20 protein-coding genes and 1 pseudogene are annotated in these 20853 nt (G+C 43.1%); 3 read left to right on the top strand and 18 right to left on the bottom strand.

Going from position 1 to position 20853, the window contains the following annotated elements; all coding sequences use genetic code 11:
- Positions 1 to 287: 287 nt before the first annotated feature.
- Positions 288 to 440, bottom strand: a pseudogene (locus DXC04_RS03960) (L-arabinose isomerase family protein); the annotation flags it as partial.
- Between the two features lie 4 nt (positions 441 to 444).
- Here DXC04_RS03960 and DXC04_RS16025 point away from each other — a divergent pair.
- The 3 genes from DXC04_RS16025 (at position 445) to DXC04_RS03950 (ending at position 4516) form a co-directional block, all read left to right on the top strand.
- On the top strand, positions 445 to 567 hold the full coding sequence (locus DXC04_RS16025) for a hypothetical protein (RefSeq protein WP_279220485.1): 123 nt from the start codon (positions 445 to 447) through the stop codon (positions 565 to 567).
- 157 nt (positions 568 to 724) lie between these two features.
- On the top strand, positions 725 to 2311 hold the full coding sequence (locus DXC04_RS03955; protein ID WP_158580432.1) for an Ig-like domain-containing protein: 1587 nt from the start codon (positions 725 to 727) through the stop codon (positions 2309 to 2311).
- A 15-nt stretch (positions 2312 to 2326) separates the two neighbouring features.
- Positions 2327 to 4516 carry a leucine-rich repeat protein gene (locus DXC04_RS03950; protein WP_118660033.1) on the top strand — a complete coding sequence of 730 codons (2190 nt, stop codon included), beginning with the start codon at positions 2327 to 2329 and terminating at the stop codon, positions 4514 to 4516.
- Positions 4517 to 4591: 75 nt separating this feature from the next.
- Here DXC04_RS03950 and atpC read toward each other — a convergent pair whose 3' ends face one another.
- The 17 genes from atpC to DXC04_RS03865 form a co-directional block, all read right to left on the bottom strand.
- Positions 4592 to 5008, bottom strand: coding sequence for an ATP synthase F1 subunit epsilon (gene atpC, locus DXC04_RS03945; protein WP_117537530.1), 417 nt, complete (start codon positions 5006 to 5008; stop codon positions 4592 to 4594).
- A gap of 21 nt (positions 5009 to 5029) precedes the next feature.
- A complete protein-coding gene (gene atpD / locus DXC04_RS03940) occupies positions 5030 to 6439 on the bottom strand; it encodes a F0F1 ATP synthase subunit beta (RefSeq protein ID WP_021860096.1) in 1410 nt (469 codons plus the stop codon).
- Between the two features lie 8 nt (positions 6440 to 6447).
- On the bottom strand, positions 6448 to 7347 hold the full coding sequence (atpG, locus tag DXC04_RS03935; RefSeq protein WP_118660031.1) for an ATP synthase F1 subunit gamma: 900 nt from the start codon (positions 7345 to 7347) through the stop codon (positions 6448 to 6450).
- Between the two features lie 12 nt (positions 7348 to 7359).
- Positions 7360 to 8865 (bottom strand): F0F1 ATP synthase subunit alpha, encoded by a 1506-nt coding sequence (gene atpA / locus DXC04_RS03930; protein WP_021860094.1) that lies wholly within the window; start codon positions 8863 to 8865, stop codon positions 7360 to 7362.
- 5 nt (positions 8866 to 8870) lie between these two features.
- The gene (gene atpH, locus DXC04_RS03925; RefSeq protein WP_243112094.1) at positions 8871 to 9407 is read right to left on the bottom strand and encodes an ATP synthase F1 subunit delta; all 537 of its coding nucleotides are present in this window, start codon (positions 9405 to 9407) and stop codon (positions 8871 to 8873) included.
- Positions 9394 to 9888, bottom strand: coding sequence for a F0F1 ATP synthase subunit B (gene atpF / locus DXC04_RS03920; RefSeq protein ID WP_021860092.1), 495 nt, complete (start codon positions 9886 to 9888; stop codon positions 9394 to 9396). Before atpF ends, atpH begins: the two co-directional genes overlap by 14 nt.
- Before the next feature lie 38 nt (positions 9889 to 9926).
- Positions 9927 to 10154: an ATP synthase F0 subunit C gene (gene atpE, locus DXC04_RS03915; protein ID WP_021860091.1), complete on the bottom strand. Its 228-nt coding sequence runs from the start codon at positions 10152 to 10154 to the stop codon at positions 9927 to 9929.
- Between the two features lie 20 nt (positions 10155 to 10174).
- A complete protein-coding gene (locus tag DXC04_RS03910) occupies positions 10175 to 10837 on the bottom strand; it encodes a F0F1 ATP synthase subunit A (protein WP_117537526.1) in 663 nt (220 codons plus the stop codon).
- Between the two features lie 413 nt (positions 10838 to 11250).
- Positions 11251 to 12648: an aminopeptidase gene (locus tag DXC04_RS03905; protein ID WP_118660029.1), complete on the bottom strand. Its 1398-nt coding sequence runs from the start codon at positions 12646 to 12648 to the stop codon at positions 11251 to 11253.
- Between the two features lie 100 nt (positions 12649 to 12748).
- Positions 12749 to 13612: a LysR family transcriptional regulator gene (locus DXC04_RS03900; RefSeq protein WP_118660027.1), complete on the bottom strand. Its 864-nt coding sequence runs from the start codon at positions 13610 to 13612 to the stop codon at positions 12749 to 12751.
- A 43-nt stretch (positions 13613 to 13655) separates the two neighbouring features.
- Positions 13656 to 14996 carry a peptide MFS transporter gene (locus DXC04_RS03895; RefSeq protein ID WP_243112093.1) on the bottom strand — a complete coding sequence of 447 codons (1341 nt, stop codon included), beginning with the start codon at positions 14994 to 14996 and terminating at the stop codon, positions 13656 to 13658.
- Between the two features lie 35 nt (positions 14997 to 15031).
- A complete protein-coding gene (locus DXC04_RS03890; RefSeq protein WP_021860086.1) occupies positions 15032 to 15751 on the bottom strand; it encodes an HAD family hydrolase in 720 nt (239 codons plus the stop codon).
- 57 nt (positions 15752 to 15808) lie between these two features.
- Positions 15809 to 17140, bottom strand: coding sequence for an amidohydrolase family protein (locus DXC04_RS03885; RefSeq protein WP_199692522.1), 1332 nt, complete (start codon positions 17138 to 17140; stop codon positions 15809 to 15811).
- Positions 17141 to 17158: 18 nt separating this feature from the next.
- Positions 17159 to 18034, bottom strand: coding sequence for a purine-nucleoside phosphorylase (locus DXC04_RS03880; protein ID WP_118519809.1), 876 nt, complete (start codon positions 18032 to 18034; stop codon positions 17159 to 17161).
- 23 nt (positions 18035 to 18057) lie between these two features.
- The gene (nrdG, locus tag DXC04_RS03875; RefSeq protein ID WP_021860083.1) at positions 18058 to 18549 is read right to left on the bottom strand and encodes an anaerobic ribonucleoside-triphosphate reductase activating protein; all 492 of its coding nucleotides are present in this window, start codon (positions 18547 to 18549) and stop codon (positions 18058 to 18060) included.
- 204 nt (positions 18550 to 18753) lie between these two features.
- The gene (locus DXC04_RS03870) at positions 18754 to 19905 is read right to left on the bottom strand and encodes an ATP-binding protein (RefSeq protein WP_021860082.1); all 1152 of its coding nucleotides are present in this window, start codon (positions 19903 to 19905) and stop codon (positions 18754 to 18756) included.
- Positions 19906 to 19938: 33 nt separating this feature from the next.
- Positions 19939 to 20706 carry a tRNA threonylcarbamoyladenosine dehydratase gene (locus tag DXC04_RS03865; protein ID WP_021860081.1) on the bottom strand — a complete coding sequence of 256 codons (768 nt, stop codon included), beginning with the start codon at positions 20704 to 20706 and terminating at the stop codon, positions 19939 to 19941.
- Positions 20707 to 20853: the final 147 nt, after the last annotated feature.

Genomic DNA, 20853 nt, shown 5'->3' with positions numbered 1-20853 from the left:
CTTCTTATTTCTTTAAAATATCTTTAATGTTTCTTCAGAATTTAAGATGCCAGGGTCATAAGCCTGCAACCACGATGGGCTTGCTCAGGAGTGGGTTTGTGGCTTAATGGCTTTTTATAAGAAAATGTATTTGTTAACATTTTTTTCTTAATCTCATCACACTTTCATCACAATTTCTGCCTATACTATAATTGTTCGAAGAAAACGAACACTTATAATTCTTTTTCATAACTTTTTCCTCAGGACTGCAAACCTCCCAATCTGCAGTCCTATTTTAATATGCCAGACTGTTCCAGAGATCTCTCAAATCCAATTTCAATTCCTGCCTGCACTGCAACATGCTCGCGGAATTCTTTCTCATCTCTTCCTTCCAGAAGGATCTCGTATTTGTCATAATATTCTTCAACCAGCGTATCGATATCTGCCTGTGATACTGCATTCTATGTGCAGAAGATCCGTCTGGAACATGCGGAATCCATGCCGGAACACACGGATAAAACCGTAGACGAGATTATGCACACTATCGGTTATAACAACAAAGGATATTTTTATAAAATATTCCAGTAAAAATATGACACAACCCCTGCGAAATACCACCATAGCCATTGATTTCCTAACATGTGACCGGCAGACACTATGATTTTTGTCCCCTTTTCATATGATAAAGATAGAGAAGTGAACGTTAAAACCTATACTTATCAAAATCATGAAAAGGGGGCGCACTATGAACAGACTGCATCTTAAGAAAATATTCTCCGGCATCTTTCTTGCCTCGGTTCTTACCGTGACAGGAACGTTGTCCTCACTTATCTGTCCGGCGGAGACCGTCCGGGCATCCGACACTTTATCCAATCCGAAAATCACCGATGATTCTTCTCTCTATGCCGGGAAGAAAGTCACCTGGGACTGCGTCTGGCTCGGAAGCTATCCGCAGTCTGAAGTCACAGCAGAAAATGGACAAATTTACGAAAAATTAAAAGCTGCCGACGACTCCCAGTGGGATGAAAACGGAAATATTACCATTGGAAACTACAAATATCGGAGGCTTTGCCGCAGCCAGACGGATGTTTCTTATCTCCTGGCTCCGGACTACTGGCCAACCACTAAATATTCCCAGACTTATGATATTTTCCCTTGGGAAGATGACAGCACCTGGCACTATTTTCGATACGAGCCATTGAAATGGCGTGTGTTAAAAATGAATAAATCCACCGCTTTTCTTCTTGCTGACAAGATTTTCTACCGGGGAAGTCTGACAGATATTCCTGACTTCTTTAATAACAAACTATTTTTCCAGATATTTTCTTCCGAAGAACAGGCTGCTGTCGTTGATACAACCCGCAATAATTATAAGCCTTCTGTAAATAAACTTTTTCTGTTAAGCAACTCGGAAGCCTACGGTTCGGGAGCTCTGGCATACGGATTCACAGATGTCACCCTGCTAGAAGATAATGCAAGACGCGCGAAGTGTACAGACTTTGCATTTGCACAGAATGTCTGGCGTGACAAACGTCCACAATATGCCGGAAACTGCAACTGGAGATTAGAAACTTATGGTACAACGAGAGCATTGTATGACAGTGTCCAAACGACAGGTGAAATCATGAAAACCAGCATGGCATCCCAGGATTACTATCCTTTACGTCCTGCAATGTATGTTGATCTTTCAAAAGTAAATTATTTATCAGCTGGTACGGTTTCTTCCAATAATACCATGTTCGAAAAGAATGCAATGGTAATCAACGAAAATGAAACGCCAAAGCCTAACAAACCAGAAAATCCGGTTTATAAAGTAAAGAAAATCCGGTTATCCGGTCTTTCCCACAAGATTGCTGCCGGGAAAAAGCTCACTTTAAAAGCCACGATTTCTCCTTCCAGCGCAACCAATAAAGCTCTGCAATGGAAATCAAGTAACACTAAAGTTGCTACTATTTCTTCCAAAGGTGTTGTCACTTTAAAGAAAAACAGCGGTGGAAAATCCGTTACCATCACTGCCTTATCCAAAGATGGCAGTAAAGTACAAGGCTCTTTTAAGATTACTTCCATGAAGGGGATTGTAAAGAAGCTGAAAGTCACTGCACCGTCAAAAATAAAAGCCGGAAAAAGTACGAAATTAAAGGCAGTTGTCACTGCATCCGCAGGTGCAAATAAAACTTTAACCTTCACTTCTTCAAACACGAAATATATGACTGTTTCCTCCAAAGGTGTCGCGAAGGCTTTAAAAGCCGGAAAAGGAAAAACTGTAAAGATTACAGCCGCCGCAACCGATGGCAGTGGCAGAAAAGCAACAATTTCCGTCAAGATATATTAGAAAGGATGGTGCATTATGAAAAAGAATGATAAACGAAAAATAAGAATCTGGAAGAAAACATTTGCCCTGGCACTTTCCTCTGTCATGATTTTTTCCTGTATTCCAATGACTCAGGTAAAGGCCGGAGATGAATCGCCGGAAGCGATTATAAATGGGCTTGTGGATCTTCCGAAAACTTTCATCGACAAAGACTCACAGGATCTCGGCAGTGACCGCGTTTTTTACCGTAATACTAATACAGATCTCTCCATGCTTCCGGCGGAATGTTATAAAAAAGCACTACAATCTTACATTATAGATGATGACGTTCCTATGGGCACACGCAAGGGCGACTATCTGCTGTCCGACTGGGATTATCTTGGATGGATCTTATCTGTCGAAAAAGGGCAAGGAAATTATGGTTATCTGAATGATACACTTTGTAATATGACCATTTATGGAAATCGGCGGAAATCTGAACTGAAACTGGACGATGCCTGGTATAACTGGGGCGGGTATTTCAGTGAAAGCAGTCTTGCGAATGCACAACAGCATATCGCAAATGATCTTACGAGTACACCGCTTGGATCGCTTCCATTAAAAAAACTCGATTCCATTTCCAATGATACCGAAGAATCTCCGGTTGTTGTCCGCTGGCATGGCGCACTCCGTGCAAAAGACAGTGATATCGCCGGACGCTACAAAGCTTACGCTGTGTACTTTCATAATTTCCGTGTGTCACCGATTTTCCCAATGTACGATAACTCCTACAAGCGGGTGATCAGTGACGAGAAAAAGACCAGTAATATTTACAGCTCCGATATCCGCAACAACAGTGGCGTGGAAGTGTCCGGCACGCAGTCGCTGACAAATTCAACTACTTACGGTGCTTTGAGCAGCATCAGTGGATCCAAATCTTATACTTATGAAGAATCCGTTACAGTTACACATTCCAAGAGTCTTCCATTCTTCGGAGATTTGGAAACTTCCATCGGATTTTCTGCCAGCCAGTCCATTGAGAAAGGCTGGTCAAAAGAGGAGAGCGAAGAGCGCTCAACGGAAAATACTTCCGAAGTATCTCTTTCACTCCTGCCTTATACTGCAGCTCTTATCCAGCAGCAGACAAAAACACAGACTGCAACGACTTATTATAAATGTCCGGTCTATATCAATTACGATGTTACAATCGTTGAATATGACCGCAACTTAAGAGGCGGTAAATTAAATTCTTACGTTCTCGCCAGCTTCAACGGCGCAGGTTCTAAGAATGCCCGCACGAATCTTAAGAAACGAAGCTACATCCAGGCAAGCATGACGGATCCGGATGGCATCAACTGGGGAACTGTAAAAAAATATAAATATGGAGATGAATTATTGAAACGTATCCGCAGAAACGGACTGATGAGCGCAGCAGGCGGCTCTTACACAGAAACATTATCTTCCGTTTCCAGCAAAGTAGATGATCTTATTCCGACACTTCCGCTTAGTGATATCAGTGTGAAAAGCGGTGCGCCAAAATCAGTCAATATAAAGCAGAACTATTCTTTATCAAAGATTAAACTGGTAGCAACCAACACAAAAGGTGCTGACTATTACGGTTTTAACGCCAAAAAAGGAATCTGGAAGATTACAAATGCCAAAGAAACTCCGGTAAAGAGCAGCACTGCCACGCTTTCCGGAAATGCCGGAAAGCAAGTGCTGACCGGTAAGAAAAAAGGGACGCTGTATCTGACATATTTTATCAATGATAACACTTACAGCACTGCAGATTTTATAGAGAAATATTCTACAAATAACTCCGTGGACCGCCCGACGCTCCGCATCAGCATTGCCGGCAATACCGCTCCGAAGATCAGTGGTAACACAACATACAAACCTTCAAAGAAAGCATCCGGCATGGTTACAATACCGACGTATGTCAAGCGTGACGGCAAAACTTACCGTGTAACTAAGATTGCGAGCAATGCTTTTAAAGGTAACACGAAAGTTAAGAAAATCGTTATCCCGTCAACCGTAACAAACATCGGCAAGAAAGCATTCTATGGCTGCAAGAATTTAAAGGCTGTCACCATCAAAACCTCGCAGCTTACAACTGCCCGCGTCGGCAGCCAGGCATTTACGAAAACACATGCAAAAGCGATCATCACTGTGCCGAAAGGGAAAGTAAAATCTTATAAGAAAATCTTCCTGAAAAAAGGGCTTTCGAAAAATGCGACGGTGAAATAACTGGCTTACTCTCTGTAATCTCATAACGACTTAAAAGGGGACGGGGCTTTTCCAGAAAAGCCCCGTCCCCTTTTATTAAATCCGCCAGTCTTTTTCCTTCGATGCACGAAGTCTTGCCATAGCTCTTGCAAGCGATGCCTGCGACAGCTGGTATTCCTGAATACTCTGCTTCTGCCGGAGCTGCTCCTGGGCACGCTCTTTGGCTTCTGTCGCACGTCTGACATCAATCTCTTCCGGGCTCTCCGCTGTATTTACCAGTACGGAAACACGGTTGTTCATGATCTCTGCAAAACCTTTAGAAACCGAAGCGGTGATCCAGTTTCCTTCTTCATCCTGCAGATGCAGTTCACCGATTTCCACTGCAATGATCATATTTTCATGATGCGGCAGGATGCCTTTCTGTCCGTCCGGTGCCGGAATGATAAGCTGTTTACAGCGTCCTTCGTAGAACACTCTGTCGCTGGATATGACTTTCAACTGAAATGTATCCATAATTTCACTCCTTCACTGGTACTAAGCTTCCATTGCAGCTTCTTCTGCTTTGGCTTTCTCGATGACTTCATCGATTGTTCCGACATTAAAGAATGCATTTTCCGGATACTCATCCATCTCACCGTCAATGATTGCTTTGAATCCACGGATCGTCTCTTTTAACGGTACATATTTTCCAGGGATTCCGGTAAATGTTTCTGCTACTGAGAATGGCTGTGACAGGAATTTCTGCACTTTACGCGCACGGTTTACTGTCATCTTGTCTTCCTCGGAAAGTTCTTCCATACCAAGGATTGCGATGATATCCTGCAATTCTTTATATTTCTGCAGGATTTCCTGTACTTTACGTGCAACCTGATAATGTTCTTCTCCAACTACGTCCGGCTCCAGGATTCTGGATGTGGAATCCAGCGGATCTACCGCCGGATAAATACCCTGCTCCACGATCTTTCTGGATAATACGGTTGTCGCATCCAGATGGGAGAATGTTGTTGCCGGTGCCGGGTCTGTCAAGTCATCGGCCGGCACATAAACTGCCTGTACAGATGTGACAGATCCGTTCTTCGTAGAAGCAATACGCTCCTGCAGTGCTCCCATTTCATTTGCCAACGTCGGCTGATAACCTACGGCTGACGGCATACGTCCGAGAAGTGCGGACACCTCGGAACCTGCCTGTACGAAACGGAAAATATTATCAATGAATAACAATACGTTCTGATGTTCCTGGTCACGGAAATATTCTGCCATCGTAAGTCCCGTCTCAGCAACACGCATACGTGCTCCAGGTGGCTCGTTCATCTGACCGAATACCAAAGCGGTTTTGTCCAGAACTCCCGATGCACTCATCTCTGTCCAGAGGTCATTACCTTCACGTGAACGCTCTCCGACTCCTGTGAAAATAGAATATCCACCATGTTCGGTTGCAATATTGTGAATCAACTCCTGGATCAGCACGGTTTTACCAACTCCGGCACCACCAAACAGACCGATCTTACCACCTTTGGCATATGGCGTCAGAAGGTCGATGACTTTAATTCCTGTCTCCAATACTTCTACTGCCGGACTCTGCTCCTCGAAAGAAGGAGCTTTTCTGTGGATTACCCAATGCTCTTTATCTTTGGCGATCGGTTCTCCATTATCAATTGTCTCACCTAATACATTAAACAGACGTCCCAGAGTCTGTTCTCCTACCGGCACTTTAATACCTGCTCCGGTAGCGGTTACTTCCATATCTTTGCACAGTCCGTCACTGGAAGCCAGCATGATACAACGTGCAATATTATTTCCGATGTGCTGCGCTACTTCCATGACACAGCGTTTTCCGCCATTGTCAACCTCCAGCGCATCTTTGATATATGGAAGTTCTTCTTTGCTTTTAAATTCTACGTCTACGACAGGTCCCATAACCTGTACGATTTTTCCTTTTGTCATAGCGCTTATCACTTCCTTTTCTGTGCATTCGCTCCACCGATAACCTCAGTCAGTTCCTGTGTGATATCGGCCTGGCGCACACGGTTATAAGTTATATTTAACTCATCCAGCATCTTTGTGGCACTGTCTGTCGCATTCTGCATCGCCTGCATTCTGGAATTCTGCTCACTGCAGTAAGATTCAACCAGACAGCCATAGATCATACCATTAATATAATTCGGCACAATATTTGCCATCACACTGTGTGTGGATGGATAGAACACCATACCTTCCTGATAGACATCTGCAAGTGCGTTCAATGTTTCCTTCGGAAGGAAATCTGCCTTGTGAAGCGGCAGAAGTTTTACTGTATCTGTCTCTACCTGCATTGCATTTACCATGCGGGTATAAATCACATAAACTTCGTCCAGCTCTCCGCTCCGGAACTGTTCGATCATCTCACTGGTGATCGTTCTGGAACGGTACAACGTCGGATTCTGTACGGTATACCGGAAACTCATATCCAGCTCCACATCTGTACGCTTTGTAAAATACTGCCGTCCCAGTTCACCTAATACAAATAACTTATGCTGTCCCGGTCCTTTTATTTTCTCTTCCACCATGCGAAGTACATTATGGTTATAAGCTCCGGCAAGCCCTTTATCTGCGGTGACTACAATGTAGCCGATTTTCCTGTCTTCCGGTTTCTTCTCTTCTCTCTGATCAAAAAACTGGCTGTGCATATCCGGAACGTGTCTTAAGATTCGGGCAATCTCTGCCTGCATCCTATAGAAAAATGGTTCCGTATCTGACAGTTTTTTCTTTGCCTGTTTCATCTTGGAAGAAGAGATCAGATACATGGCATTGGTGATCTTTTTTGTCTCCTGAATGCTGCCCATTCGTTCTTTGATTTCTTTTGCATTCGACATATTTTCACCTGCTTATCTATTTTCTTTGAACTTTTTAGCTACCTCAATAATCTGTTCTGTCAGTTCGTCATCCAGTACTTTCTTCTCTTCGATTGCCTGTCCGATCTCCGGATGTTCTTGGTCAAAATATGCCAGCATATCCATCTGGAACTCTTTGACTTTCGCATCTTCCACATCCATCATCAGATGGTGCGTTGCCACACATAACGTAATTACCTGTTCATGCAGTTTTAACGGACGTCCCAGTGGCTGTTTCAGGAGCTCTGTCAGTGTACTTCCGTATTTCAGCTGTGCTTTTGTCGCATCATCCAGATCTGAACTGAACTGTGTAAAGGACTCCATTTCTCTTGCCTGCGCAAGATCGATACGGATACTTCCACTTGCCTTCTTCATCGCTTTTGTCTGCGCCGCACCACCCACACGGGATACGGAAAGTCCAACATTGACCGCCGGACGCATACCTGCATTAAAGAGCGCACTCTCCAGGAAAATCTGTCCGTCTGTAATAGAAATAACGTTGGTCGGAATATATGCAGATACATCTCCTGCCTGCGTCTCGATGATCGGCAGTGCCGTGATCGAGCCGCCACCGGCTTCCTCACTCAGTCTGCTGCTTCGCTCCAGAAGTCTGGAATGTAGATAGAAGACATCTCCCGGATAAGCCTCACGTCCCGGAGATCTTCCAAGAAGCAGTGAGATCGCACGGTACGCTACTGCATGTTTGGACAGATCATCATAAACGATCAATACGTCTTTTCCTTTATACATGAAATACTCTGCAAGTGCGGTTGCGGAATATGGAACGATATACTGCATCGGTGCACACTCACTTGCTGTCGAACAAAATACGGTCGTGTAATCCAGTGCATCGTGTTTCTTTAATGTATTTACAAGCTGTGCTACCGTTGATGCTTTCTGACCGATCGCTACATAAATACAGATACAGTCTTTTCCTTTCTGGTTCAGGATCGCATCCATTGCAATCGAAGTCTTACCGGTCTGTCTGTCACCGATGATAAGTTCACGCTGTCCACGTCCGATTGGGAACATGGAGTCAATCGATAAGATTCCTGTTTCCAGCGGTACGCTTACCGATTTACGGTCTACGATTCCCGGCGCTTCCTGCTCGATCGGGCGGTACTCGGTTGCCTCGATCTCACCTTTTCCATCTATCGGCGCTCCCAGCGGATCTACAATACGTCCAATGTATGCTTCTCCTACCGGAATACCTGCCTTTTTACCGGTACGGACAACTTTTGTTCCCTGTTTTACTTCAGCATCATCACCGAACAGGATACAGCTGATTTCATTCTGTTTGATGTCCTGCACCATTCCTTTTAATCCATTTTCCAGAGTTACGATCTCGCCATACATTGCATGGTCAATTCCATAAATGGAGGCGATACCGTCGCCGACAGAGATGACTGTGCCGACTTCCTGGTCTTTGCATATTTCATCATAATTCTCAATCTCTTCTTTCAGGATCGAGATAATCTCATCTGAGCTTATTGTACTCACTATTTTCACCTCCGCATTAATGTCTGCTCTAAGCGGTTCAGACGTCCTGCCATGCTGTAATCATATTCCTTTCCATCAACAAGGAGTATGAAGCCGCCAAGCAGTTCCGGATCTTCTTTCATTTCCCAGCTCACGCCATCTGCCGCAAATGTTTTACATATAAATGTTTCCATCTTTTTCTTCTGTTCTTCGGACGGAAGCGTTACATATCGTAATTTTGCTGTCGCGATCTTTGCTCTTTTTTTCTCCAGCTCTTCGTATGCGCCGAAGATCTCCATGACGATATCTACTTTTCCGTTATCTACGACAACCTTCAGAAAATTCTTCATTTCTTCCGGAAATATCCGGTCGATGATATCATGTTTATTTTCTTTAGTAATAACCGGATGTTCCAGGATTTCCTTCAACTCTTTTGTCTGCTCCAGAATTTCTTCTGTCTCTTCAACTGCTGTCCCGGAAATCCCAAGTTCTGAAAGTACATGTGCATAACGGATTGCCGGCATGGAGTAGAATCCGGCATTTTCTTTTTTATTTGTCGTCATGGGCGTCACCTGCTTCTTTCAGAAATTGGTCATATGCCGCCTGATCTGCATCCGCCCCATATTGCTGTTTTACCATTTTTTTTGCAGCACTTACTGCAAGAGCGGCAACTTCTGACTGCATGTCTCTCAGTGTCTTTTCTTTCTCCAGATCAATCGTCTCTCTGGCATCCTTCATGAGTTTGCCTGCTGCCTGATCTGCCTCATCCAGAATACGGTCGTATTCTGCTTTTGCATCTTTCTTTGCCTGACCGATGATCCGGGTTGATTCTTCTTTTGCCCCGCCAAGAGCTGACTCATACTGACTTTTCAATGCGTAAGCTTCTTTTTTTGTATCTTCTGCATGCTGAAGTCCGTCTGCGATCATCGTTCTTCTCTGTTCCATAATGTTCATCAGTGGGCGAAATAAAAACTTACGCAGGATGAGGTAGAGGACCACGAGGTTGATCATGGTAAGAACCAGATTAAAATCTAATCTCAGCACTTCTTATTACCTGCCTTTCTTTCGTTCTTTTACACGCCTTATTTCAAGAAGAAGATAATCAGAAGTCCAATGATGAAACCATAAATAGCGGTTGCCTCTGCAAGTGCACAACCAAGAATCAGGTTCTTACTGATCTTGCCCTCTGCTTCCGGCTGTCTTGCTACTGCATCTACTGCTTTACCTGTTGCAATACCGATACCTACACCGGCTCCAACACCTGTTAATACTGCTACTGCTGCTCCAATTGCAATAATTGTTCCTGTCATAATCTTAAATCTCCTTTTCTTTATTCCATTTCTTCATTCATAAATAATCCTGTTAAAAATACAAACACATATGCCTGTAATAATCCGTCAAAGATATCAAAGTAAAAACTAAGCGGTATCGGAACAAAAAGTGGTACTACCTGTTCAACTAATTCCATAACTACAAATCCGCCAAGCATATTACCAAACAGTCGCATACATAATGACAGTGGACGGATAAATATTTCCAATATCATGATCGGTGCTACAAGCGGTACCGGTTTGGCGAAATGTCCACACCAGTGCTTTACACCGTTTTTATGGATTCCACTGTATTCAATCAGCAGCATACTCATAATTGCAAGTCCCGCTGTAATGTTCAAATCTTTTGTCGGTGGTTTAAATCCAAAAAGTCCGATCAGATTCGCACATGCAAGATACAGTGCAACTGTCATTAACCAGGGTATGTAACGTTTGTTTTCTTCCCCTATGATGTCTTTGAAAAAGTTCTCGCCCCACTCGATCACAGATTCTAAAGCAAGCTGAACTTTTCCCGGATTCTCCACTTTGAGGTTTCGCACAAAAAGAATCGAAAGTAATGCCAGTACCATCATGATGATCCATGTTACGACAACGCCTTCGTCTACTGCGATCCCACCAAAGACCGGAATTGTAAATACTGTTTTGCAGTTCAATTCCTCTATGAGAGCCTTTGTTAAATCTTCCGTATGATCCCCTTCCTTCCTGAATTTTTTGATTATATTAGTTCTATTTTTCCCATTTGTCAATAAAAGCAGCCTCAATAAGAGACTGCTTTTAAATTCGATTTTTTTATTTATTTTTTTAGTGAACATTCGTCATTTTTTATGATTTTTTTATGATTCTGACAGAAAAATGTTAAAATTTTATTACAATCTAATTTTTAATAGGAATATCGCACAACTTTTTATCATTTATTCCAATTATTTTCGTTAATATGTCTATAAACTTTCCGTTTTGCAGATTTTGAAACTGAAAAGGGAAATCATCTGGAGGGATCATGGCATTGGAAAAAAAACCAGCCCTTTTCAGTTTCTCTGCTATACAAAACAACGAAGAATACCTCTTAAATACATCCTTATCTCATATCTTTTAAGAATGCTCTATAAGCCTTGTAAGACTCATAAATATCAGCTTTGCTTGTCAGTTCCCAAGGTGCATGCATAGACATTACTGCCACACCGCTGTCAAGCACACGCATACCATAGTTTGCCATAATATATGCGATGGTTCCACCGCCGCCAAGATCGATACGTCCCATCTCTGCAGTCTGGAATCCGACTCCGTTTTCATCAAACACATGACGAACCTGTGCCAGATATTCTGCACTTGCGTCACTGGCATTGTTCTTTCCGCGGCTTCCGGTATACTTGTTCAATACAATTCCCTTTCCGAAATAAGCAGAATTTTTCTTTTCAAATGCATCTGCATACAATGGATCAAATGCTGCACTTACGTCAGATGACAGCATTGCAGAGTTACCAAGTGCACGTCTTACATGAAGTGCATTTCCTCCTGTCAGGGCAACCACCTCGGCAACTGTATCTTCAAAGAATCTGGAATGCATACCGGTAGCCCCCACACTTCCGATTTCTTCCTTATCTACTAAAATACAGCAGGTTGTCTTCTCCGGCTCCTCCGTCTCAAACATTGCAAAAAGAGACGGGAATGCGCAGACTCTGTCGTCCTGTCCGTATCCTAAGATCATGCTACGGTCCAGACCGCACTCTCTGGATTCTCCTGCCGGTACAACTTCCAGTTCGGCAGAAAGGAAATCCTCTTCATCCACACCGTATTCTTTTTTCAGATAATCAAGCACCATATTCTTAACGGACGCTTTGGCTTCTTTCTCTTCCCTGCTGTCCCCAAGTACCGGTTTAGAACCGATCAGCAGATCAAGACCTTCGCCTTCGATCACAACAGATGCTTTTTTCTCTAACTGTTCCTGTGAAATATGAATCAACAGATCAGAAATAACGAATACAGGATCTTCTTTCTTTTCCCCAATTGAAACTTCCTGTACTGTTCCGTCTTTCTTTGCAAATACACCATGCAGAGCCAGCGGAATTGTTACCCACTGGTATTTTTTGATACCGCCATAATAATGCGTATCCAGATATGCTAACTGAGAATCCTCATATAATGGATTCTGTTTTACATCCAGACGCGGAGAATCCACATGTGCACCCAGAATGTTCATTCCCTTTTCCATCGGTTCTTTACCGATCTGGAATAAGACAATTGTTTTCCCCATACATTCTGCATACACTTTGTCTCCGGCTTTTAAAGATGTGCCATTTTCGATAAATGTTTTCAGGTTCTGATAGCCCTGTTCTTCTGCCAGTCTGCGAGTAAGTTTTACACATTCTCTCTCTGTCTTGGCAACGTCCAGACATTCTCTGTAACGGGCATTCACCGCTTCTAATTCTTTCAGTTCTGCCTCCGAATATCCTTCCCACATGTTTTTACGCTCCATGTTCGTTTGTCCTCCTTGAAGTATCAATCTTATAAGACTATTCTACTGTTTCGGGAGGACAAATACCAACGTCAAAAACTTATCTCATAATAAGGTAAGGTTATTTTAATTCTTCTCTCAATTTTTTCATAAATTCAAATGCTGTCTTTTTATTACAGTCCGCTTTATAATACATCTTTAACACACATTCTTTTTCATAATCTTTTAAATCCCTGATCTCACCGTCATTCCGATAAAAATAATCTCTGTCTACAAAAGCAAAGCCATCATTAAATTCGACTTTCAGTTTCATCGTCTCCACATTACCAGTCTCTATAATCGGACAGGATCCCTTCAGATATTCTTCTGCTTCTTCCTGTAAGCTGACGCCGTACTGGTTTGCGCAATAGCAAAGATGATTTTTTAATTCATTCAGAGAAATCTCGCCATAAGGAATGGTCGTCTGCTTCCCAACGTATATACCTACCGACTGACGGCACAATTCTTTTTTCTCGATTGCCGGAATCCGCCTGAGAACTTCTGTCGGATATCCAACAAATACATCCAGATCCCTGCTCTCCAGCATCAAGGCTCCCATCGCGCAATCTACTTTCGTAAAAACAATCGGAAGATTTGGAAAATAAGTCTCATAGACATTCTCTACCATCATCCACATACGCTTATTAATTGCACTGTCCATTCCAACCAGAAGCATTCCTTTATTTTTAATATGCTCCACTTCCCGGAGCATCTGCTGTTCCAGAGACAGAATCTCTTTTGCGCGCTTGTACACAACTTCCCCAATCTCGGTCAGTATGATTTCTCCGTTTCCACGGTTTAAAAGCTTTCCCCCGATGCTCTTCTCCAGTGATGAAATATTCTGACTAATCGCTGTCTGCGATACATAATTAATCGTTCCCGCTTTTGTAAAGCTTTTATTTTCTACTACATCTATGAAATATTTATATTTCCATGTACTGCTCATTTTTTATCCCTCTCTTATATCAAATTTCAGATTATTATAATATTTATTCTTTAACCAGACCGGACAGCCGTTTGTCCAACATAAAAAGTATTAACCCCGCTGCCACTGCCGTCACGGTAATCCCCACACAGACCTTTGTGAAAGGCAGTCCGCTTTCAAACAAACGTCCGTAAACTTTTCCATAGCATAATGATGCAAGGAAAATTGCCAGTCCCCACACCGCCATCATTGTTGACAGATACCTGCTCGGTGCATATTTACTGATAAATGCATGTCCGAGCGGCGCAAAAAACATTTCCCCCAGTGTCAGCGTAAATGTGAAAAATATCAGCCATACAGCAGATGGTTTTCCATTTCCCCGGACAATATCGAGAACTGCATAATACAGATATGCCAGCCCAAGAAGGAACAATGCGATCCCTGTCTTCCGGAACAGGCTCATATCCCCTTCCGGCCTTCTGGAAAGCCTGAGCCATACTCCTGCCATTACAGGTCCTAATATGACACAGAACAGCGAATTACTGGAATCAAACCAGCTCACCGGTATCTCATATCCTGCTATCGTCCAGTCCATATATTTTGTCCAGTAATAGTATGCCGGCAGATATGCAAGATCCCACAGCATCCAGAAAATAACAGAAAATCCGGACACAAGAAAGATTGCGCCAATCCGTTTCTTTTCGATTGCCGTAACCGGAAGTTTTTCCTTTTCCCAGTTCTTTTCTTCTGCTGTTTTCTCTGTCTTGAACGGTCGTTTCCCAACCTCACCGATCTTTCTCCATCCACTGATAAACCAGATCGTTCCAAGGAACATGGCACATGCTGCCACACGGAAACATGCTGAAAACCCAAAGACGCCGTTCACTGCAAATACATCTTTATATAAGATTCCAAGAGAAAATGTTCCCAGAAAACCGCCTACATTCATTAATGTATAGCGGATTGAATATGCCGCATCCATCCGGTCTTTGTCAACCACGATCCGCCCCAGCATCGCACTGACTTGAAACAGGCTCCGCCCGGCACACACGAAAAAGATCATGACATATACAAGCGTCACAGATCTTGCCATAGAGCCGCACCAGTATCCGATTCCGACCAGCACCATACCAATTGGTGTCGCATATCTCGCACCCAGCCAGCGGTCTGTTATCGCTCCGCCGACCAGAGGCCCGAAAAATGCAAAAGCAATAAACAATGATTGTAATGCCGCCCCCTGCGCCGCAGTCAGTCCCAGTCCACCCTGCGCTACAGATTCAGTTGTAAAAATCAGGATCAGAGATTTGCCCATATAATAAGAAATACATTCAAATATCTCTGTACAGCCCGTCTGCCAGAAGCCTCTGCTGAAGCTTCTCTGTCCGTGTTTTTTTCCGTGCTTCATCTTTTATCTCCTTTCAACTGAAAGGCTGAATGGTTCTAAAGCTCACCTCTGCGACACGTCTCCAGAAGTTCTTCCAAAGTGCTCTGATAATTCGCTTTGACATCTTTCGTAAGATCCAGTCCCTCTCCATGTTCCAGACAATCTGTTACAAGCCATGTCTTTATCCCCAATTGTCCTGCTGCCAGATCTTCTTTTACATCATTACCAACCATCAGACATTCTTTCGGATTTAAATGATTATCCCTTAATACTTCTTCAAAATACTTCACATTCGGCTTGCAGTAATGACTGTTCTCATAAGTTGTGACAGCTTCAAAATCCGACGCATCCAGCCCTGCCCATTTGATACGGTTCATAGTCGCACATTCCGGAAATACCGGATTCGTTGCCAGATAGATCTTTTTCCCCTGTTCTTTTAATGTATGGATGATCTCTGCTGCCATTCCGGTCGGATCTGTCGAAACAACTGCCTGATTAAATTCATTCTGGTAAAAATCGGTTACATCCGGCTCTACTACTGTTCTCTCCCATCCGGTTACTGCATCAAATGCTTCCCAGAATGCATCTTCATTTGTCTGGTGTCCGTCATTTGCCACCATTGCATAGAACCCTTTCCACACTGCAGAGATCAGGTCATTTGTACTTATGTCATATTTCTTCATCTTTTCTGCAAGAAGCGGCAGATAAAAAGTAACAAACTTCTCCTGATTCATCGGTAATAAAGTTCCATCCAGATCAAATAATATATTTTGCATGTAATTCTCCAGTTCTTTTCTATGTTCAAATTATGGTTTTCATTCTGTCTTATATTGTTATCTCTTCAATTCTTCTACCCGACAGTTCACATCCGCATACAGCCGTTCCACATCTTCCGGAACATAAAATTCTCCTTTTTCATAGAGAATCTTTCCGGCGATCATCGTCATCACTACATTCTGCTTACTTCCGCTGTATACAATATTCTTTGTAAGATTATTGAGTGGCTGCATATTCGGCTGATGCAGGTCGATCATAATAAGATCTGCCTGTTTGCCCGGCGCCAGGCTGTCACAGTCCGCAAGCCCTATCGCCCGTGCGCCCTGCACGGCTGCCATATATAACACTTCCTTTGCATCAACAACTGCCGCATCTTTCTCTTTAAGCTTTGCAAGCCCTGTCACAAGAAACATCTCCCGGAACATGTCCAGACAGTTGTTGCTTGCCGGTCCGTCCGTTCCGATCGCAACCGGGATTCCCATTTGAAGCATCTTCGTAAGTGGAGGTATCCCGCTTGCCAGCTTCATATTAGATGCTGGATTTGTCACAACGTATAATCCGCGTTCTTTAAAAATCTCCAGATCTTCTTCTGTCATGTGGATACAGTGAAAGCCACCGCCGCCATGTGCGAACATTCCAAGACTGTCCAGATACGCTGTCGGTGTCATTCCAGTTCTGTCAATACATTGTTCCGTTTCGGAACAACTTTCTGAATTATGCATATAAACAGGTGCTTTTAAATCCTTTGCGAGCGCTGCTATGTCCTCCAAAACCGGCTTTGATGTCGTATATTCTGCATGGAATCCAAGCTGATACGAGATCAGCGGATCAAACTGATTGTATGTTTTGTACCATTTTTCCATCTCGGGCACGGACTGTACGAAATCATTTACTGCACCACAGATAACTGTGCGGAATCCAAGATCCTTTGATGCCTGTGCCATCGTATCCGGTGTCAGATACATATCAAAATTCGCCGTAATCCCACTTGTCAGATATTCTAAAACTGCCAGTTTTGAAAACAAATATACATCTTCCGGTGTCAGCTTCGCCTCCATTGGGAATACCTGTTTGTTCAGCCAGTCCAGAAGCGGCAGATCATCCGCGTACGAACGCAAGAACGTCATACCCGAATGTGTATGTGCATTCTTAAATCCCGGAAGGATCAGATTGCCTTGGGCATCAATCTCTCGATCCCATTTATCATCAGCACCTGATGCAGACTGCTCTTTTCCGGTACTGCCACAGCCGGATGGTGCAATTTCTGAGAATCCGACATAAGCAATCTTATCTTCTATAATCTGGATTTCCCCTTCCACAATCTGAAAATGTCCTGCCTTTTCTTCTGTCATTGGTATAATCCTGGCATTATATATTCTTATTTTCATAGATTCTCCTGTATTTTCTTACTTTTCTTCTTTTTCCTGAGCTTCTGCCTCCTTCTGCTCCAGAAAATCTGAAATCCGGATAATCGATTCGGATACAAGACTTCTGAATAATGGTGCCACACGGTCTGCTGTCTCCTGAACTTCCGTATGACTGAGCGGTTCATCTGTCATGCCACATGCCATATTAGAGATACAGGAAATTCCGCAGATCTTCATACCCATATGGTTTGCTGCAATCGCTTCACATGCCGTACTCATTCCGATTGCATCTGCACCTAACAGCCGGTACATCCGGATCTCAGCCGGTGATTCATACTGTGGTCCGGTAAGCTGCAGATAAGTACCTTCGCGCAGAGTAAGCTGAAGATCACTTGCTGTATAGCGAATCAATTTGCATAGATCTTCATCATAGATTTCTGACATATCCGGAAATCTCGCTCCCAGTTCATCTATATTCGTTCCAATTAATGGTGACGGAACAAAACTTGCGATTTGATCCTGGATCAGCATAAAATCTCCCGGCTCATAATCGTAGTTTACACCGCCGGAAGCATTCGTAAGAAACAGCACTTCTGCCCCCATCAGACGCATCAGGCGGATTGGGAGTACTACATCTGTCATAGAATAGCCTTCATAGTAGTGAACCCGTCCCTGCATCGCTACGATCGGTACGTTCCCTACATATCCAAATACAAACTGACCTTTGTGTCCCTGAACTGTAGATACCGGGAAACCATCAATATCATGGTAAGAAATAATTTTCTCCACCTTCATCTTCTTCACATAGTCACCGAGTCCTGAACCAAGTACCAGCGCTACTTTTGGTTTGAACGGAAGTTCCCCCTTTACTGATTCATAACAATCTGTCAATTTCTCATAAGCTGAATTCATAATTAAGTCCCCTTCCTTATTTACATTTACCGCAGTTTTGCAAGTTCCAGAATCCTCTGGTTGCTACTGCCGCGAAATTTCAGCGTAATATCTTTTAATTCTTCTACAAATTCACCATCTACAAGCACATCGATATAAGACAGCATCTCATCTGTCACCTCTGTATACACTCTGCCTCCCTCTGCAAGATCCACATCAAAGAGATAGCCGCTGTAGCACCAGATATCTTTCTTCGGATACGTCTCCTTGATCTCTCTTAGAAGATTCACAAGCACAACCTGATTTTCCGGCTCAAAAGGCTCTCCACCCAGCAGGGAAAATCCCTGAATATATACCGGCTCCAGAAGTTTTAAAATCCGGTCTTTTACTTCATCGGTAAAAGGCTCTCCATAATTAAAATTCCAGGTTTCTTCATTAAAGCATCCCTTGCAGTGATGCCGGCAACCGGACACGAACAGGCTGACACGCACACCCGGTCCGTCTGCAATATCATATTCTTTTATCGTTCCATAGTTCATAGTTATACCTCACATTATTTCTATATAACATTGTAGTGTTTTTTTGCAATAGTGTAAAGTTGGTAAAACAAAGTTTTCATTTTGAAAGCGTGCTTTGAATAAAAGCTTTTGATAAACGGAGGCTGACTGATGCAGCCTCCGTTTGTTGTAAGAGTAGCATATTTCTATCTGAAATGAAATCTCATTTTCTCTGATATATTTTCTCTACACTTCATCGTAAGTATCTAAGAAATTATGTTTCACTCCATCTTTCTTATATGCCACAATGGTATTTAAGTTGACATTTTCTACGCTCTTGAAAATGTTGCCCTCGACGAACCGGTTCGTCTTTTTCAATTCGCTGATGAGATTCTTGATCTCGATCCGCTTGGACTGGTTCTCTTCATTGTTACATGTTGTACAAGTGTCTGTAAATTTACATGCACACTGAATAAAATGCAAATCGTTATAATCTCTCCATGCCTTGATGTCATCTTCACGCACAAGATAGAGTGGACGGATCAGCTCCATTCCCTCAAAATTTGTACTATGCAGTTTTGGCATCATCGTCTGGATCTGTCCGCTGTAAAGCATTCCCATCAGGATCGTCTCGATCACATCATCATAATGATGTCCCAGCGCGATCTTATTACATCCCATATCTTTTGCGAAATGATACAGATGTCCTCTGCGCATTCTCGCACAGAGATAGCACGGTGATTTCTCTACATTAAATACCGATTCAAAAATATCGGATTCAAAGATTGTGATCGGAATATTCAGTTTCTTCGCATTATCTTCAATAACCTTGCGATTCTCCGGGCTGTATCCCGGATCCATTACAAGAAACTTCACTTCAAAATCAAACTTGTTGTGTACTTTCAGTTCCTGAAAACATTTCGCCATCAGCATCGAATCTTTTCCACCGGAAATACAGACTGCAATCTTATCTCCCGGTTTTACCAGTTCATACGTGTTGATCGCTTTTGTAAATTTAGACCAGATTTTTTTCTTGAATTTCTTGCGAAGGCTCTGCTCTACTTCCTTTGCTTTCTCATTATTCTGATCCTTATCCATCTCCTCTTTCATAACGTCCATCAGCCAGGCCACATAACCGCCTTCCAGGCTCTCTGCGTTATATCCTTCTTCTTCCAGCTCTTCTGCGATCTCTACGCTGATTTTTCCTCTGCTACAGCAGATAACCTGCTTTTTCTCCGGATCCAGCTCTTTATTTTTTAATTTTTTTTCAATCTCTTCCGGCTTTACCGCAATTGCTCCAGGAATTGCTCCGTGGGAAATCTCTACCTCACTGCGGATATCCAGAAGCTCATAACTGTCTTTTTCTAATTTTTTTAATTCCGCTATTGAAATACTCATCTTTGTATCACCAATTCTGCTTTCTTATCGAATCTATTTCTGTGTTTCTCCTGCAGCCAGGTCTTTTACCACTTCACCGGCAATAATAAGTCCTGCCACCGAAGGTACAAATGCCACACTTCCCGGAATATCTCTTCTCTCCGTGCACTTATGCTTTGCTCCCGGCGGGCAGATACAGTTGTGTCTGCAGCTGATCGCCATATCTTCTTTCGGTCTGGTTGGCTGCTCTTCTGAATATACCACTTTCAGCTTCTTTACGCCACGTTTTTTCAGTTCCCGGCGCATAACTTTTGCAAGCGGGCATACTTTCGTCTTATAAATGTCTGCCACGCGGAACATACTGGCATCCAGTTTATTTCCGGCCCCCATACTGCTGATGATCGGCACATTTTTCTCCTTTGCCGCCATCACAAGTGCGATCTTTGCCGTTACCGTATCTACAGCATCGACGATATAATCATACTCTTCAAATGCGAAATCATCTGCATTTTCCGGCAGGAAGAAGCAGTCATGGATCGTCACTTTTGCATTCGGATTGATCTCCAGGATACGGTCACGCATCACTTTTGTCTTATATTTTCCAACAGTCTTTCTTGTCGCAATGATCTGACGGTTCAGGTTCGTCAGACATACTTTATCATCATCGATCAGATCAAATGCACCTACGCCGCTTCGCACCAGTGCCTCGCAGACGTAACCGCCCACGCCACCGATTCCAAATACCGCAACTCTGGCATTCGCAAGCCTGTCCATTGCTTCTTTTCCAAGTAATAATTCGGTTCTCGAAAATTGTGTCAGCATCTTCTTATCTTCTCCTTCTGCCGTACGAAACGTGTCTCACAGATTTTATCGCAATAATAGAACACGCTTTGTAAGTTTGTTACGCAAAACCAGCGGCTGCATTCCATGTCTCTCATGCATGCACCCGCCGGTCACTTCATATTCCCA

Origin of the sequence: Dorea sp. OM07-5 (assembly GCF_003481355.1) — a bacterium.
Taxonomy (GTDB): domain Bacteria; phylum Bacillota; class Clostridia; order Lachnospirales; family Lachnospiraceae; genus Dorea_D; species Dorea_D hominis.
The sequence above is the reverse complement of the archived record's forward strand: the minus strand, read 5'-3'. Positions and strand labels throughout refer to the sequence as shown.